The following is a 15,678-nucleotide window of genomic DNA, read 5'->3' as shown; positions in this document are numbered from 1 at the left end:
ATGATCGAACGGACGATTGAAACGGCGACGAAGCGCTATCCGCTTCTTTTGGGCGATGGGGCGGCCCGCGTGCTGCCAAGCTTGCTTCGGTCGCTCTCCTGTCCGCCAGGGACAAAACTTTTCATCGTTACCGACGATACTGTGGCGCCTCTTTATTTGGATGAGGTGCGGGCGTTGCTTGCCGCCGCTGAGTATGACGTGTACGCCTACGTCATTCCAAGCGGGGAGGCGGCCAAGTCATTTGATCATTATTACGCTTGCCAGACAGCGGCATTGCAGTGCGGCCTCGACCGCCGCTCGGTTATCATTGCGCTTGGCGGCGGCGTTGTCGGCGATTTGGCTGGGTTTGTCGCCGCCACCTATATGCGCGGCATCCGTTACATTCAAATGCCGACGACACTCTTGGCCCATGACAGCGCCGTCGGCGGCAAAGTCGCCATCAACCATCCGCTCGGCAAAAATATGATCGGCGCCTTCCACCAGCCGGAAGCAGTTGTGTATGACACCTCCTTTTTGCGCACGCTGCCCGAGCGCGAGCTTCGGTCCGGGTTTGCCGAAGTGATCAAACATGCGCTGATCCGCGACCGCCGCTTTTACGACTGGCTGCGCGCGGAAATCAAGACGCTCGCCGACTTGCGCGGCGAGAAACTCGCCTATTGCATTGAAAAGGGCATTGACATTAAGGCGTCCGTCGTGCGTGAGGATGAAAAAGAAACCGGGGTGCGCGCCCATTTGAATTTCGGCCATACGCTCGGCCATGCGCTGGAAAGCGAGTTAGGCTACGGCGCGCTCACTCACGGGGAGGCGGTTGCGGTTGGCATGCTGTTTGCCGTCTTTGTCAGCGAACGGTTTTACGGCCGGTCGTTCGCTGAGCATCGATTGGCCGACTGGTTCGCCGGATACGGCTTCCCGGTGTCGCTGCCGACAACGGTTCAGACGCGCCGCCTGCTTGAGAAGATGAAAGGCGACAAAAAAGCGTACGCCGGAACAGTGCGGATGGTGCTTCTCTGTGAGATCGGCGACGTGGAAGTGGTGGAACTCGAAGACGACAACCTGCTCACGTGGCTGGACGAGTTTGCCAGACAGGGGGGGAAAGGATGATTCGCGGCATTCGCGGAGCGATTACAGTGGATCGAAATGACGCCGAGGAAATCGTGGCGGCAACGGAAACGTTGCTTCGTGAAATGATCCGCGCAAACGATGTCGCCGCTGCCGATGTGTCGTTTGTGCTCATTTCCGTCACTGACGACATCACCGCCGCGTTTCCGGCGCAGGCGCTGCGCCGTTTGGACGGCTGGACATATGTGCCGGTCATGTGCACGAGGGAAATTCCGGTGCCCGGTTCATTGCCGCGCTGCATTCGCGTCATGATGACGGTGGCGACTGAGAAACAGCAAGAAGAGATCTGCCACGTGTATTTAAAAGGGGCGGTCGTGTTGCGCCCGGATTTGTCGTTGACAAAAAAAACAGAAATGTAATATAGTGAAAATAACCTCTTTGCCCCCTGAGACATCGGGGGGCGTTAGAAGTGGAGCGAGAGTGGAGAGCGAGCGTAGGGTAGATGAGAATGAGCGAGTTTAGCTGAGGTGAGCGTTTTTTCATTCGCCGACATCTGCCCAAAGACGGTCGTCTTTGGGCGTTTTCTTTTCCCTCTCTTTTTTCGCCTCATAAACCCTCATTCTCCGCCCGCTGATCATGAAGGGAGGAGAAGTGATGTCTGCTGATGGGCTGGCCGCTTTTTTGACGGAAGCGAACGAATTTCGAACCATCCCGATTGTGCGCAAATTTGTAGCCGATGTCATTGAGCCGCTCGGCGTGTTTGCCAATTTGCGCGAGGAAGCCGTGTTTTTGCTTGAAAGCAAGGATGACGAATCACCGTGGGCGCGCTATTCGTTCATCGGTGTGGCGCCGTTTTTGACGCTGGAGAGCGAAACCGGCGAAACGTTTTCGGTGAAGGACGAAAACGGGAACGAACAAATCACCGCACCGACGCTGAAAGAAGCGTTTCAATGGGTCGAGCGGACGCTTGCCGTCAAGCCGCTTGCCGAGACGGTGCCGTTTACAGGCGGTGCAGTTGGGTTTTTAGGCTACGATTTCATTTCCGCCATCGAAAAAGTGCCGCGCCACAAAAACCGCGATGTGCCGATGAAGACGGCCTATTTCGTGTTTTGTGAATCGCTGTTTGCGTTTGACCAAAAAAAGCGTGAGTTGCTCGTCATTCACTATATTCGGTTGAGCGGCAACGAAACGGAGGAAGAGAAAATCGAAGCGTACCGCGCGGCCGAACGGCGCATGGCCGATCTCGCGGCGAAAGCGGCCCGCCCTCAAGCCGAGCAGCCGCTCTTGCCGGCGGAAAGCGAATCGGGGCGGACCGCCTCGTTTGCCAAAGCGGTGTCCAACTATGACAAAAAACAGTTTTTGCGCGATGTGGAGGCCGTGAAACGGTACATCGCGGCCGGCGATGTGTTTCAAGCGGTTCTGTCGCAGCGCTTCTGCGTGCCGGTTCAAGCCGGAGGCTTTGCCATTTATCGTCTGCTCCGATACATCAACCCGTCGCCGTACATGTTTTATTTCCAGCTTGACGGTGTGGAAATTGTCGGCAGTTCGCCGGAAAAACTGATTCAAGTGCACCGTCGGCGCGTTGAAATCGATCCGATTGCCGGCACACGGCGGCGCGGCCGATCGCCGGAGGAAGACGAGAGGCTGGCTGATGAGCTGTACCACGACCCGAAAGAACGGGCTGAGCATTATATGCTTGTCGATTTGGCGCGCAACGACATCGGCCGGGTCGCCAAGTACGGAACGGTCGAGGTGCCGGTGTTGCTTCAGATCGGCAAGTTTTCACACGTGATGCACTTAATTTCCAAAGTCGTCGGTGAACTGGACGACAACGTCCACCCGATCGATGCACTCCTTGCCGCCTTTCCGGCTGGAACGGTGAGCGGGGCGCCGAAAGTGCGGGCGATGCAAATTTTGCAGGAACTCGAGCCGACAGCAAGGGGGCTGTATGCCGGAGCGATTGCCTATATCGGGTTTGATGGCAACATCGATTCGTGCATCGCCATCCGGACAGCGGTCGTGAAAGACGGCTATGCCTATGTGCAAGCCGGCGCCGGCATTGTCGCCGACTCCGTTCCGGAACTGGAGTGGAAAGAGACGCGCAATAAGGCGAGCGCCTTGATGAATGCGATTGAACAAGCGGAACGACTATTTGCGAAAGGGGAGAGGGCCGTATGTTGAAGCAGCTGCTTGTAAAATGTGCGGAAGGGAAAGCGTTGACGGAAGACGAAGCGTATGCGGCGATGAATATCATCATGTCCGGCGAGGCGACGGACAGTCAAATCGCAAGTCTGTTGTCCATGCTCCGCCTGCGCGGAGAGACAGTCGATGAGCTCGTCGGATTTGTGCGGGCGATGCGCGACCGGATGACTGCCATTGAGGCTAGTGATGATGTCATCGATACGTGCGGCACGGGCGGCGATGGGGCGGCGACATTCAACGTTTCCACCGCCGCGGCGATCGTCATTTCATCGCTTGGCGTCAAAGTCGCCAAGCACGGCAACCGCGCTGTTTCGTCAAAAAGCGGCAGCGCTGATGTGCTCGAGCGGCTCGGCATCGACATTCAAACGTCGCCGTCGGCCGCCAAACAGGCGTTGGAAACGAAAGGGCTGGCGTTTTTGTTCGCCCCGCTCTATCACGCGGCGATGAAACACGCCGCCGGGCCGCGGAAGGAAATCGGTTTCCGCACCGTTTTCAACTTGATCGGCCCGCTCGCCAATCCGGCGCGCTGCAAGCGGCAAGTCGTCGGCGTCTATTCGACCTGCTACGCTGAGAAATTGGCGGAGGCGATGCGCCGCCTCGGCTCGGAACATGTGTTGTTTGTCACCGGGCGCGATGGGCTTGATGAATGCAGCATCGCTGCAGAAACGGATGTCGTGGAGTTGAAAGACGGTGCGATCCGCCGCTTTGTCATCGCACCAGAAGACGCCGGCTTGCCGCGCGGCGAGCTTGCCGATGTGCAAGTGCGCGATCCGGAAGAGAGCGCCGCGCTTCTTGAGGCGGTGATGGCGGGAACAGCGCCGGAGAGCGCCATCAATATCGTTGCGCTGAACGCCGGCGCCGCCCTGTATGCCGCCGGCAAAGCTGAAACGATTGCCGAAGGAGTGGCGATGGCGAAAGAGGCCATTTTGTCCAAAACCGCATACGAACAACTGCAACGCCTGCGGGCGAAGGAAGTGATTCATGATGCTTGAGCAAATTTTAGCAGCCAAACGGGAAGAAGTGGAAACGTTGACGCTGCCGGCGCCATTGCCAGAGCGAAAGCGCCGGCCATTTGCGGCGGCGCTCCGTCGGCCGCGGCGGATGCTTGGCTTGATCGCTGAGGTGAAAAAAGCGTCGCCGTCAAAAGGCATCATTCGCCCGGATTTTGACCCGGTGGCCATCGCGAAAGCATATGAGCGCGCCGGTGCCGACGCGATCAGCGTGCTGACGGATGAACGGTATTTCCAAGGGCATCGCCGCTATTTGCGAGCGGTGAAAGAAGCGGTTAACGTTCCCGTGCTGCGCAAAGATTTCATCATCGATCGGCGGCAAGTCGAGGAAAGCGTCCGACTCGGGGCGGATGCGATTTTATTGATCGGCGAGGCGCTCCCGCCGGAAACGCTCGAGGAGCTCTATCATGAAGCGTACAGCTTGGGGCTCGAATGTTTGGTCGAGGTGCATGCGAAAGAGACGCTCGAGCGGATTTTCGATCGGTTTACGCCGGAGATCGTCGGCATCAACAACCGCGACTTGCATACCTTTGTGACAACACTTGAGGCGACCAAAACGCTCGCTCCGCTCATCCCGCCATCGTGCGTCATCGTCAGCGAAAGCGGGATCGGTTCCTTCAATGATGTGAAGACGGTCAAATCGTACGGAGCGCAGGCCATGCTCGTCGGCGAGTCGCTCATGCGCCAAGATGATGTGGAGCGAGCGGTCTACCGGCTGTTTGGGGAGGAAGATGGGGATGATTCGAATTAAATATTGCGGCAACCGTTCGGCTGAAGACGTGCAGGCCGCTATCGCGAGCGGGGCTGATTACCTCGGCTTTATTTTCGCCGAAAGCAGGCGGAACGTCTCTCCGAGTGAAGTGCAGCAATGGCTTGAGCCCCATAAGCTTGGCGCAAAGCAACTTGTCGGCGTCTTTGTCAACGCCCCCGTTAGGCGGATCGCCGCTGTCGCCGCCGAGCTGCCGCTTCATGTCATCCAATGCCACGGCCGTGAAACGCCGGCGGAGCTGGCGGCGGTGAAAGAGGCGGTGCCGCTTTCCGTCTGGAAGGCGATCCACCATGGCGACGGTGCGCTTGCGGCGATGAGGCAGTACGCTGGCATTGCCGATGGCTACGTCGTTGACAGCCGCGCCGCCGGCGCCTGGGGGGGGACGGGCGTCGCTTTTGATTGGGAGGCGGTGCCGCACTATTTGGAAGAGGCGGCCCGCCAAGGCGTGCCGTGCTTCATCGCCGGCGGCATCACTCCGGACAATATCGAGCGGCTGCTTGTCTACCGCCCGGATGGCATCGATATCAGCAGCGGCATTGAAACGGACGGACGCAAAGATCCAACGAAGATGAAACAAATCGAAGAAAAAATAAAACATCACGGGTGTCGATGATCCGTTATGTACGAAAAAACACAGAATGATATGGCTGAACACAATTTTCTGCCTCTTCCCTCGAACAAGAACGCCGGCGGGCGAATGACATTTGCCCGCAAAGCGTTCATTGTTCGAGGAGGGCATGCGGCAGCATGAGCGAGCCGCTTGCCGACTACGGCAGAAAAGCTCGGACTAGAGCCTTCTCAACAGACTTTTTATTGGTTCATCAACACGCCTGATAAAAAAATAACAAAGCGAAGGGCCAAAAGACGGCGCTGACGCTCGGACGGTTAACAAACACAGGCACTTTGAAGAAATGCGGCTCTTCGTCTTTCAACTTTTATGAAGGAGAAGGTGGGGTTAGATGATGGAACGCGTTCCGAATGAATACGGCCGGTTTGGCGATTTCGGCGGCAAGTTTGTCCCTGAGACGCTCATGCTTCCGCTTGAGGAAATCGAAGCGGAGCTTGACAAAGCGCTTGCCGATGAATCGTTCAAACAAGAATACATCCGCATTTTGCAGCATTACTCCGGTCGCCCGACCCCGCTCACGTTCGCGCCGAATTTGACACGGCAAGTCGGCGGCGCGAAAATGTATTTAAAGCGCGAAGATTTAAACCATACGGGCGCCCATAAAATCAACAACGCGATCGGCCAGGCGCTTTTGGCAAAACGGATGGGCAAGAAAAAGCTGATCGCTGAAACCGGAGCCGGCCAGCACGGCGTCGCCGCGGCGACGGTGGCCGCCCATTTCGGCATGGATTGCATCGTTTTTATGGGCGAAGAAGACATCAAGCGGCAGGAGCTGAACGTGTTTCGCATGAAGCTGTTGGGCGCCGAAGTCGTGCCGGTGTCAAGCGGCAACCGAACGTTGAAAGATGCGACGAACGAAGCAATTCGCTATTGGGTCGCCCACTGCGACGACCATTTTTACATGATCGGCTCGGTCGTCGGTCCGCATCCGTACCCGAAAATGGTGCGCGAGTTTCAGCGCGTGATTGGCGATGAAGCGAAAGAACAGTTTCTCGCCCGTGAAGGGAAGCTGCCGGATGTCATCGTTGCCTGCGTCGGCGGCGGCAGCAACGCCATCGGCATGTTTTACCCGTTTTTGCAAGATGACGTCCGCCTCGTCGGCGTCGAGGCGGCCGGCAAAGGGATCGACACTCCGCACCATGCGGCGACAATCACAAAAGGGACGAAAGGGGTCATACACGGGGCGATGACCTACCTGTTGCAAGACGAGTACGGACAAATTCTCGAACCGTATTCGATCTCAGCCGGCCTTGATTACCCCGGCGTCGGCCCGGAACATGCGTATTTGGCGAGCATTGGCCGCGTCCGCTACGAAAGCGCGACCGATGCCGAGGCCGTCGCTGCGTTTCAATTGTTGGCGCAAACGGAAGGCATCATTCCGGCCATCGAGTCGGCCCATGCGGTGGCGAAAGCCGTCGAGCTCGCCCGCGAGATGCCGCCGGATGAAACGGTGCTCATTTGCCTGTCCGGCCGCGGAGATAAAGATGTGCAAACGATGATGCGCCATCTTGGTGCGAGGGAAGGTGAAGACATTGCCACTGTCCGTTAATCCGCCGCTATTTATCCCGTTTATCGTTGCCGGTGATCCGGCTCCCGATGTGACGATCGATCTCGCCTTGGCGCTTGAGGAGGCCGGCGCTGACATATTGGAGCTTGGCGTGCCGTACTCCGACCCGCTCGCTGACGGACCGACGATTCAACGCGCCGCCGCAAGGGCGCTTGACGGGGGCATGACGCTGCCGAAAGCCATTCAGCTTATTGGCGAGATGCGAAAAAAAGGGGTAAACATTCCGATTATTCTCTTTACGTATTACAATCCTGTGTTACAATTAGGAGAAGAATCCTTTTTTGCTTTAGCGCGGGAAAATGGCGCTGACGGCGTGCTCATTCCCGATTTGCCGTTTGAGGAAAGCGGTCCGCTCCGCGAACTTGGCGAACGGTTTGGTCTCCCGCTCATTTCGCTTGTTGCGCCGACGTCGAAGCAGCGGATCGAGCGGATCGCTTCGGCGGCGCAAGGGTTTTTGTATTGCGTCTCCTCGCTAGGCGTTACAGGCGTGCGTGAGACGCTGCCGGAGACGCTCGGCGATTTCCTCCGCGAAGTGAAGCGGCATAGCCGCGTCCCGGTCGCCGTCGGCTTTGGCATTTCGGCGCCGGAGCAAGTCGCGATGTTGAAAGAGGTGTGCGACGGCGTTGTCGTCGGCAGCGCGCTCGTGCAAAAAGTCGAGCAGCTGGCTCCGAGGTTGCAGGCGCCGGACGAAAGGGAAGCGGCCGTCGCCGAGTTTGCTGCCTACGCCCGTTCGCTTGCCGCGCCGCTTCGAGAAGCCTATTCTTCGCGCTAAAAGTTCCGAATTGAAGGAGTTGGCGACAATCATGCAAGTAAAGGAATCGCTCCGGGGTCTTTCTCCGTACCAGCCGGGAAAATCGATCGAAGAAGTCAAACGGCAATATGGCTTGCCTGAGATTATTAAACTTGCTTCTAACGAGAATCCGTACGGTTCGTCGCCAGCGGCAAAAGCGGCCATCGCCGCTGAGCTTGACCGCCTCGCCGTCTATCCGGACGGCTGCGCCCGCACGTTGCGCGAAAAGGTGGCGAAGCATCTTGGCGTCAAGGAAACACAGCTTCTGTTTGGCAACGGTTCGGATGAGGTGGTGCAAATTCTTTGCCGCGCCTTTTTAGAGCCGGGGGCGAATACGGTGATGGCGGCGCCGACGTTCCCGCAATACCGGCACAATGCCATCATCGAGCGGGCCGAGGTGCGCGAAGTGCCGCTTGTTGATGGGCGTCATGATTTGGAGGCGATGCTTGCTGTGATCGATGAAAACACGCGCATCGTCTGGATTTGCAATCCGAACAACCCGACGGGCACGTATGTGAATGACACCGAGCTGCGCGCTTTTTTGGATCGCGTGCCGCGTCATGTGCTTGTCGTCGTGGACGAAGCGTACTACGAATATGCGACGGCGCCCGACTACCCGCAGACGGTGCCGCTTTTAAACGAGTACGAGCAGCTTGTCGTCATGCGCACGTTCTCGAAAGCATACGGGCTCGCTGCGCTCCGCGTCGGCTACGGCGTGGCGAGTGAGACGCTTATCCGCGCCGTCGAGCCGGCGCGCGAGCCGTTTAACACGTCGACCATCGCCCAAGCGGCCGCGGCGGCCGCACTTGACGATCAAGCGTTTATCCGCGCCTGCGTCGAACGAAATCGCGCCGAGCTTGAGCGGTATTATCGCTTTTGCGAGGAGAACGGCCTGAAGTACTACCCGTCGCAAACAAACTTTTTGTTCATTGATTTCGGGTTGGACGGCGACGAAGTGTTCCGCTATTTGCTGGAGCGCGGCGTCATTGTCCGCTCTGGCCAAGCGCTTGGGCTGCCGACCGGCGTGCGTGTGACGGTTGGCACGAAAGAGCAAAACGACCGGGTGTTGGAACTCGTTTCGCAACTGCTTCGGGAAAAACAGCTCGCCTGACCGTTCAGGGGCGGGATGGATAGAAAAGATCGGCCCGTTGCTTTTCGAAAGCAGCGGGCGCACGTTTACATAAAGTAGGTGGGACGATTGGAAGGAAAAGTGTTCATTGTCGGCCTCGGCTTGATCGGCGGATCGATTGCATTGGCGATTAAAAAAGCGCATCCGGAGGCGATGATCATCGGCTACGACGTCAATGAGCGGCAGCTCGGCTTGGCGCGTTCGCTCAAGGTGATCGACGAAGCCGCCCGTTCGCCCGAAGACGGATACGGACAGGCGGATTTGATCGTTCTGGCCGTTCCGGTCATGCAGACGGAGGCGCTGCTTTCATCGATGCCGCTCGAGCGGTTGAAGCGCGGCGTGATCGTTACCGATGTCGGCAGCACGAAGCAGCGCATCGTCCAAGGCGCCCGCCGCCTGTTGGATCATGGCGTAGCGTTCATCGGCGGCCATCCGATGGCCGGGTCGCATAAAAGCGGTGTGGCGGCGGCAAGGGCTCATCTGTTTGAAAACGCCTTTTACATTTTGACGCCGACGGACGATGTGCCGCCGCAGCAAGTCGAGGCGTTGAAACAGTGGCTTGCGGGAACGAAAGCGCAGTTTGTCATCTTAACGCCCAAAGAGCACGACCGCATCACTGGCGTAATCAGCCATTTTCCGCATTTGATTGCGGCGAGCCTCGTTCATCAGGCGCGCGAATACGAGTGCGAAAACGCCCTCGTCAGCCGGCTGGCGGCCGGCGGCTTCCGCGACATCACCCGCATCGCGTCGAGCAATCCGGAAATGTGGCGCGATATTTTTATCCATAACAAGCATGAACTGCTTGCGCTCTTTGACCGCTGGATCGCCGAAATGGAGCGGCTGCGTTCGTTTGTCGAAGAAGAAAACAGCATCGCGATTTACCATTACTTTTTGGAGGCGAAACAGTTTCGCGACGGGCTGCCGTCGAGAACGAAAGGAGCGATTCCGTCGTTTTACGATTTGTATGTCGACGTGCCGGATTATCCGGGCGTCATCTCCGAAGTGACCGGCTATTTGGCCGAAGAAAACATCAGCATCACGAACATCCGCATCATTGAGACGCGCGAAGAAATTTACGGCGTGCTCCGCCTCAGCTTCCAAAGCGAAGACGATCGGGCGCGGGCGAAAGCGTGCCTCGCCAAACATACGAACTATGCCACCTATGAAGGGTAGCAAGGAAAAACAATGGAGGGATTTTGCATGCAGTTGCCAACCAACGTGTCGTCGCTCCGAGGAATGATCGAAGTCCCTGGCGACAAATCGATTTCCCATCGCGCCGTCATGCTCGGGGCGCTTGCTTCTGGACGGACGGTGATTGACCATTTTTTGCCTGGGGCGGACTGTTTAAGCACGATCGACTGTTTCCGGAAACTCGGCGTTGACATTCGCCAGGACGGGACGACAGTCGTTGTCGAAGGAGCCGGCCCCGGCGGGCTGCGCGAGCCGGCTGCGGTGCTTGATGTCGGCAACTCGGGAACGACGGCGCGCCTGTTGCTCGGCATTTTGGCCGGCCAGCCGTTTCACGCCTGCCTTGTCGGCGATGAATCGATCGCCAAGCGGCCGATGGGGCGGGTGACGAAACCGCTTCGCGAAATGGGAGCGCGTATTGACGGGCGTGAGGGCGGCAATTATACGCCGCTTTCCATCCGCGGCGGCGCGCTTCGCCCGCTTTGCTACACTTCGCCGGTGGCGAGCGCGCAAGTAAAATCGGCCATTTTGCTCGCCGGCTTATTCGCTGACGGCGTGACGTCTGTTGCTGAGCCGCACCGCTCGCGCGACCATACCGAGCGGATGGTTCGGTTGTTTGGCGGTGAAGTGAATGTGGATGGCTTGACCGTCTCGGTGGCCGGTCCGCAACGCTTGCGCGGGACGCACATTTACGTTCCCGGCGATATTTCGTCAGCCGCCTTTTTCCTTGTCGCCGGCGCCATTGTGCCAAACAGCGAAATTACGCTGAAAAACGTCGGCTTAAATCCAACGCGGACCGGCATCATCGATGTGCTTACACAAATGGGGGCGGATATTGCGATTGACAACGTCCGCAACGAGGAAACCGAGCCGGTCGGTGATATTACGGTCCGCACGTCGACGCTTCGGGCGGTCGAAATCGGCGGGGATCTGATTCCAAGATTGATCGACGAAATTCCGATCATTGCCTTGCTCGCGACGCAGGCGGAAGGAACGACCGTCATCAAAGACGCGAGCGAACTGAAGGTGAAAGAGACGAATCGGATCCATACGGTCGTCACCGAGTTGAAAAAACTCGGCGCTGACATCGAAGCAACCGACGACGGCATGATGATCCGCGGCAAAACGCCGCTTTATGCCGACGGGATTGTTGTCGACAGCCATGGCGACCACCGCATCGGCATGATGCTCGCCGTTGCTGCCTGCATCGCCAAAGGGACGGTCCGCCTCGAGCGTTCGGAAGCGGTCGCCGTTTCCTATCCGGCGTTTTTTGCCGACCTCCGTTCGCTGCTGTAAAAGGCCTCCCGCCCCAAGCGGGCGGGCGGTCATATTTTGCGTTGTTCGTTCATATATTGTCAGTGAGAGGAAGGGCTCCGTATTTTTTGAAAGCGGATACATTTCCTGTTTCTGGATGAAAAAACGACGCACCTTCCAGACGGCGAGCGGTTTGGTTGCGGAAACGGCCATGATCGATTATCATCATTCATGTTCCCATTGTAACAGTACATAACGATTTGAATGGCAAAGGCGGATGGCCGCCTGCCGCAAGAGAGGGCTGACGAAACGATGACACGCGTCGAACAAATCATTCGCTTAGTGGAAAACGGAAACGTCGACCAAGCGTTGGCGCTCGTGCCGAAAGTGAAAAAATATGGAAGTGATGAAGAAAAATACGCGCTTGCCGACTGCTTGTACGGATGGGGAATGCCGGAAGAGGCGAAGGAGCTGCTTGAGGAGCTGGCTGCCCGCTATCCGGATGACGGCGACATTCGCCTGTTTTTGGCGGAAGTGTATACGGAGCTTGAAGCCGAAGAGGAAGCGCTCGCCATTTTGTCGGAGATCGACGAAGACGATCCGCAGTTTGTCCGCGCGTGCCTTCTTGCCGCCGATTTGTACGAAATGCAAGGGCTGGCGGAAGTGAGCGAGCGGAAGCTGCGTCAAGCGTACGAGAAAGCTCCAGATGAGCCGATCGTGCAGTTTGCGTTGGCTGAGTTGTATTTTTCGCACGGGGAATACTCAAAAAGCGTGCCGCTTTATGAACAGGTGCGGAAGACGAATAAGGAGATGGCCGGCGTCTTGATCACTGAGCGGATCGCTGAGGCGCTCAGCCGTTCCGGGGAATTCGAGGCGGCGCTTCCGTATTATGAGGAGGCGCTCAATGAAAAAATGGACAGTCGGACGCTGTTCGCCTACGGATTCACCGCGTTGCAGGCCGGCTATACACAAACGGCCATCGATAAGCTCAGCGCTTTAAAAGAGCTCGATCCGGACTACACTCCGCTTTACCTTTATTTGGCGAAAGCGTATGAACAAGAAGGACGGCTCGTGCAAAGCTATGAGACGGCGCTTGAGGGCGTCGGCGTCGACGAATGGAACAAAGAGCTCCGCCTTTACGCAGGCAAGCTGGCGCTCAAGCTGAACAAGCCGGAGGAGGCAGAGGAACATTTGAAAAAAGCGCTTGAGATCGATGGCGGGTACATCGAGGCGCTCACGGTTTTATCGGCGCTTTGGCTAAACGAACAGCGCTATGAGGATGTCGTCGCGCTTCTTGAGCAGGCGATGGCCGATGGCGAGTACGATCCGCAGTTTGAATGGGACCTTGGGCGCGCCAAACATCGGCTTGAGATGTACGACGATGCATTAAATCATTACGGCGAGGCATATAATTTCTTTAAGCACAATGTCGAGTTCCTCGAAGAGTACGGATATTTTCTCATCGAGGAAGGAAATCGGGCGGCGGCGAAAGAAATATTTCAACAGATCGTCCGTCTCGACCCAACCCATACGGAGGCGGCGGAGATGCTGCTTGAGCTCGAAGAGTAGGGGAGAAGCGGTGGCCCAACCTCTTTCTTGGAAACCGATCGAGGGGGAAGCGCAGAATGACGCACGTATCCGTCAATGAGAAAAAAGAGTTTATCCGTTGGTTTTTAAGCCACTATCAGTTGAAGCGGCGCGAGTGTGTCTGGATTTTAAACTATTTGATGAGCCATGACCAGCTCATGCAAAAGGTGCATTTTGTCGAGAATGCCCAATATTGCCCGCGCGGCATCATTATGTCGACTCACTGCGTCGACGATGTGCCGTTCCGTTTTTACAAAGGCAATGTGATGACAACCGATGCAGAGAAATCGTTCCATGACATCCGTTTAAACCGCGACGAAGATATTTACATTCAACTGAATTTCCGCGCTTCTTTTCACTCGCCGCAATATGTCGCTGTGCTTGAGGAAAACCCGTATGCGCCGAAGCAGGCGCAAGTGAGCGAAAACGACCAGCGCCTCGCCGAGCAGTTTTTGGAACGCTCCATTTACGAATTCCGGCGCGGGCGGCTCATGAAGCTGATCGATGAGGCGCTTGACCGCCATGATGAAGAGGCGTTCCGCCGCCTGACCGATGAATTAAACAAATTGTAAAAACCTTGCCGCCGGCAAGGTTTTTCTTTTGCCGAAAAATATGGTATGGTGATGAAGGGAAGAAACTTTAAGGAAAAGGAGAGTACGAATGAAGTGGACAGGCGAGGACGTCGCCCTCTATGAACGAGAGCGCGACTACATCGACACGGCGCTCCTTCCGCTTTTGCCGGTGGCTTTCGGCCAAGGAGCGAAGCGGCTCGCTTCCGGCGGGGAGCTTGTCGGGCTCATCGCGGCCGAGGTCGAGCGGCAGCTGAAGGGCCGGTTGTTTTTGATGCCGTCGTTTGTGTATTTTGCCGATGAGCCGCGGGCGCTGCTTACCGAAAGGCTGGCGGATTGGACCAACCGGCTTAGGCGGGAAGGAATGAAGCATCTGTTTTATGTGACGTGCGACCGTGCGTGGCAAGAGGGCGAAGAAGCTGACCGCGTTTGGTTCGTTCCGGTTGTTCCGCTCGAGAGCATGGGTGAATCGTACAAGCACGAGCTTGTCAGAGAGCAGGCCGCCGAGCTGCTCCGCTTTCTCATCGGTCGATGGGCGCAAGAGTAGATGCGGCAAAGTCCGACGTTTTGCCGCCTGCGATATTGACCTTGTCCAGCAATTGAGCTATCATTAGAATGTCCTAGTTTTCCATATGTGTTATACATACAATCGTCCGGTGCGGACTTGATTTTGCATAGAGGGGGGAAGACGATGAGCGACAACAAACATCGTGTAACGAGACGTCAGTTTTTAAACTACACGCTGACCGGGGTCGGCGGCTTTATGGCAGCAGGGATGCTCATGCCGATGCTCCGTTTTGCTTTCGATCCGATCTTGAAGGATGAAGCAGGGACGGAGATGGTCGCGGTAGCAGACGTCAAAGAGATTACGACCGAACCGAAGCGCTTCGACTTTAAAGTGAAGGTGAAAGACGCTTGGTATGAGTCGGAAGAGCCGAAGTCAGCTTGGGTGTACAAGGATGAAAAAGGGGAGATCATCGCCCTTTCGCCGATCTGCAAACACCTTGGCTGTACGGTCGACTGGAACACGGACAAAGAGCATCCGAACCAGTTTTTCTGCCCATGCCACTATGGGCGCTATGAGAAGGACGGCACGAACGTTCCGGGGACGCCGCCGCAAGCTCCGCTTGACCGTTACGAGTACAAAGTGAAAGACGGCAAGCTGTATTTAGGCAAGGCGAAACCAAGAAAGGAGGCGTAATGCGTGTTAAACAAGCTGTATGACTGGGTCGATGAACGCTTAGATATTACGCCTTTATGGCGGGATATCGCCGATCACGAAGTTCCGGAGCACGTCAACCCCGCCCATCACTTTTCCGCCTTTGTCTATTGTTTCGGCGGGCTGACGTTTTTTGTCACGGTCATTCAAATTTTGTCAGGCATGTTTTTGACGATGTACTACGTCCCGGATATTAAAAACGCGTGGGAATCGGTGTATTACTTGCAAAACGAAGTGGCGTTCGGCCAAATTGTGCGCGGCATGCACCACTGGGGGGCGAGCCTTGTCATCGTCATGATGTTTTTACATACGCTGCGCGTCTTTTTCCAAGGGGCTTATAAAAAGCCGCGCGAAATGAACTGGATCGTCGGCGTATTGATCTTTATGGTGATGATGGGTCTTGGCTTCACCGGCTACTTGTTGCCGTGGGATATGAAAGCGCTGTTTGCGACGAAAGTTGGTTTGCAAATCGCGGAAGCGACGCCACTCATTGGCCCGGCCATTAAGACGCTGTTAGCTGGGGACCCAGAAATTGTCGGCGCGCAAACGTTGACGCGCTTCTTTGCCATTCACGTCTTCTTCTTGCCGGCCGCTTTACTCGGCTTAATGGCAGCGCACTTTTTAATGATTCGCAGACAAGGCATTTCCGGTCCGCTATGATCGGTCGGCCCGCGTTTAGAGGCGATAGAAAAAAGGAGGGAACCACG

Annotated in this window: 16 protein-coding genes; all 16 read left to right on the top strand. The window is 56.6% G+C overall.

The window, feature by feature from the left end:
- Positions 1-1,101: a 3-dehydroquinate synthase gene (aroB, locus tag GHH_RS11295; RefSeq protein ID WP_015375270.1), complete on the top strand. Its 1,101-nt coding sequence runs from the start codon at positions 1-3 to the stop codon at positions 1,099-1,101.
- Positions 1,098-1,478 (top strand): chorismate mutase, encoded by a 381-nt coding sequence (aroH, locus tag GHH_RS11290; RefSeq protein WP_015375269.1) that lies wholly within the window; start codon positions 1,098-1,100, stop codon positions 1,476-1,478. Before aroB ends, aroH begins: the two co-directional genes overlap by 4 nt.
- Before the next feature lie 235 nt (positions 1,479-1,713).
- Entirely contained in the window at positions 1,714-3,240 is a 1,527-nt protein-coding gene (trpE, locus tag GHH_RS11285) for an anthranilate synthase component I (RefSeq protein WP_011231689.1), read from the top strand.
- Positions 3,234-4,253, top strand: a complete 1,020-nt coding sequence (trpD, locus tag GHH_RS11280) for an anthranilate phosphoribosyltransferase (RefSeq protein WP_015375268.1) — start codon at positions 3,234-3,236, stop codon at positions 4,251-4,253. The genes trpE and trpD overlap by 7 nt, the downstream gene beginning before the upstream one ends.
- Positions 4,246-5,022 carry an indole-3-glycerol phosphate synthase TrpC gene (gene trpC, locus GHH_RS11275; RefSeq protein WP_033005824.1) on the top strand — a complete coding sequence of 259 codons (777 nt, stop codon included), beginning with the start codon at positions 4,246-4,248 and terminating at the stop codon, positions 5,020-5,022. The genes trpD and trpC overlap by 8 nt, the downstream gene beginning before the upstream one ends.
- Positions 5,009-5,653 carry a phosphoribosylanthranilate isomerase gene (locus tag GHH_RS11270; RefSeq protein WP_011231686.1) on the top strand — a complete coding sequence of 215 codons (645 nt, stop codon included), beginning with the start codon at positions 5,009-5,011 and terminating at the stop codon, positions 5,651-5,653. The genes trpC and GHH_RS11270 overlap by 14 nt, the downstream gene beginning before the upstream one ends.
- A 349-nt stretch (positions 5,654-6,002) precedes the next feature.
- On the top strand, positions 6,003-7,217 hold the full coding sequence (gene trpB, locus GHH_RS11265; RefSeq protein WP_015375266.1) for a tryptophan synthase subunit beta: 1,215 nt from the start codon (positions 6,003-6,005) through the stop codon (positions 7,215-7,217).
- Positions 7,201-8,007 (top strand): tryptophan synthase subunit alpha, encoded by an 807-nt coding sequence (gene trpA, locus GHH_RS11260; RefSeq protein ID WP_015375265.1) that lies wholly within the window; start codon positions 7,201-7,203, stop codon positions 8,005-8,007. Before trpB ends, trpA begins: the two co-directional genes overlap by 17 nt.
- A gap of 31 nt (positions 8,008-8,038) precedes the next feature.
- Positions 8,039-9,136 (top strand): histidinol-phosphate transaminase, encoded by a 1,098-nt coding sequence (hisC, locus tag GHH_RS11255; protein WP_015375264.1) that lies wholly within the window; start codon positions 8,039-8,041, stop codon positions 9,134-9,136.
- Between the two features lie 87 nt (positions 9,137-9,223).
- On the top strand, positions 9,224-10,327 hold the full coding sequence (locus tag GHH_RS11250) for a prephenate dehydrogenase (RefSeq protein WP_013144904.1): 1,104 nt from the start codon (positions 9,224-9,226) through the stop codon (positions 10,325-10,327).
- A 27-nt stretch (positions 10,328-10,354) separates the two neighbouring features.
- Positions 10,355-11,638, top strand: coding sequence for a 3-phosphoshikimate 1-carboxyvinyltransferase (aroA, locus tag GHH_RS11245; RefSeq protein WP_015375263.1), 1,284 nt, complete (start codon positions 10,355-10,357; stop codon positions 11,636-11,638).
- A gap of 270 nt (positions 11,639-11,908) precedes the next feature.
- A complete protein-coding gene (locus GHH_RS11240) occupies positions 11,909-13,165 on the top strand; it encodes a tetratricopeptide repeat protein (RefSeq protein ID WP_013144906.1) in 1,257 nt (418 codons plus the stop codon).
- A 56-nt stretch (positions 13,166-13,221) separates the two neighbouring features.
- On the top strand, positions 13,222-13,755 hold the full coding sequence (locus GHH_RS11235) for a ReoY family proteolytic degradation factor (protein WP_013144907.1): 534 nt from the start codon (positions 13,222-13,224) through the stop codon (positions 13,753-13,755).
- 88 nt (positions 13,756-13,843) lie between these two features.
- Positions 13,844-14,299, top strand: a complete 456-nt coding sequence (locus GHH_RS11230; protein ID WP_013144908.1) for a YpiF family protein — start codon at positions 13,844-13,846, stop codon at positions 14,297-14,299.
- Positions 14,300-14,443: 144 nt separating this feature from the next.
- The gene (locus GHH_RS11225; protein ID WP_013144909.1) at positions 14,444-14,953 is read left to right on the top strand and encodes a ubiquinol-cytochrome c reductase iron-sulfur subunit; all 510 of its coding nucleotides are present in this window, start codon (positions 14,444-14,446) and stop codon (positions 14,951-14,953) included.
- 3 nt (positions 14,954-14,956) lie between these two features.
- Positions 14,957-15,631: a menaquinol-cytochrome c reductase cytochrome b subunit gene (gene qcrB / locus GHH_RS11220; protein WP_011231676.1), complete on the top strand. Its 675-nt coding sequence runs from the start codon at positions 14,957-14,959 to the stop codon at positions 15,629-15,631.
- The last annotated feature ends 47 nt before the right edge of the window (positions 15,632-15,678 follow it).

Source organism: Geobacillus sp. GHH01 (genome assembly GCF_000336445.1).
In the GTDB taxonomy this organism is placed as follows: domain Bacteria; phylum Bacillota; class Bacilli; order Bacillales; family Anoxybacillaceae; genus Geobacillus; species Geobacillus zalihae.
This window is presented reverse-complemented; position numbering and strand designations above follow the sequence as displayed.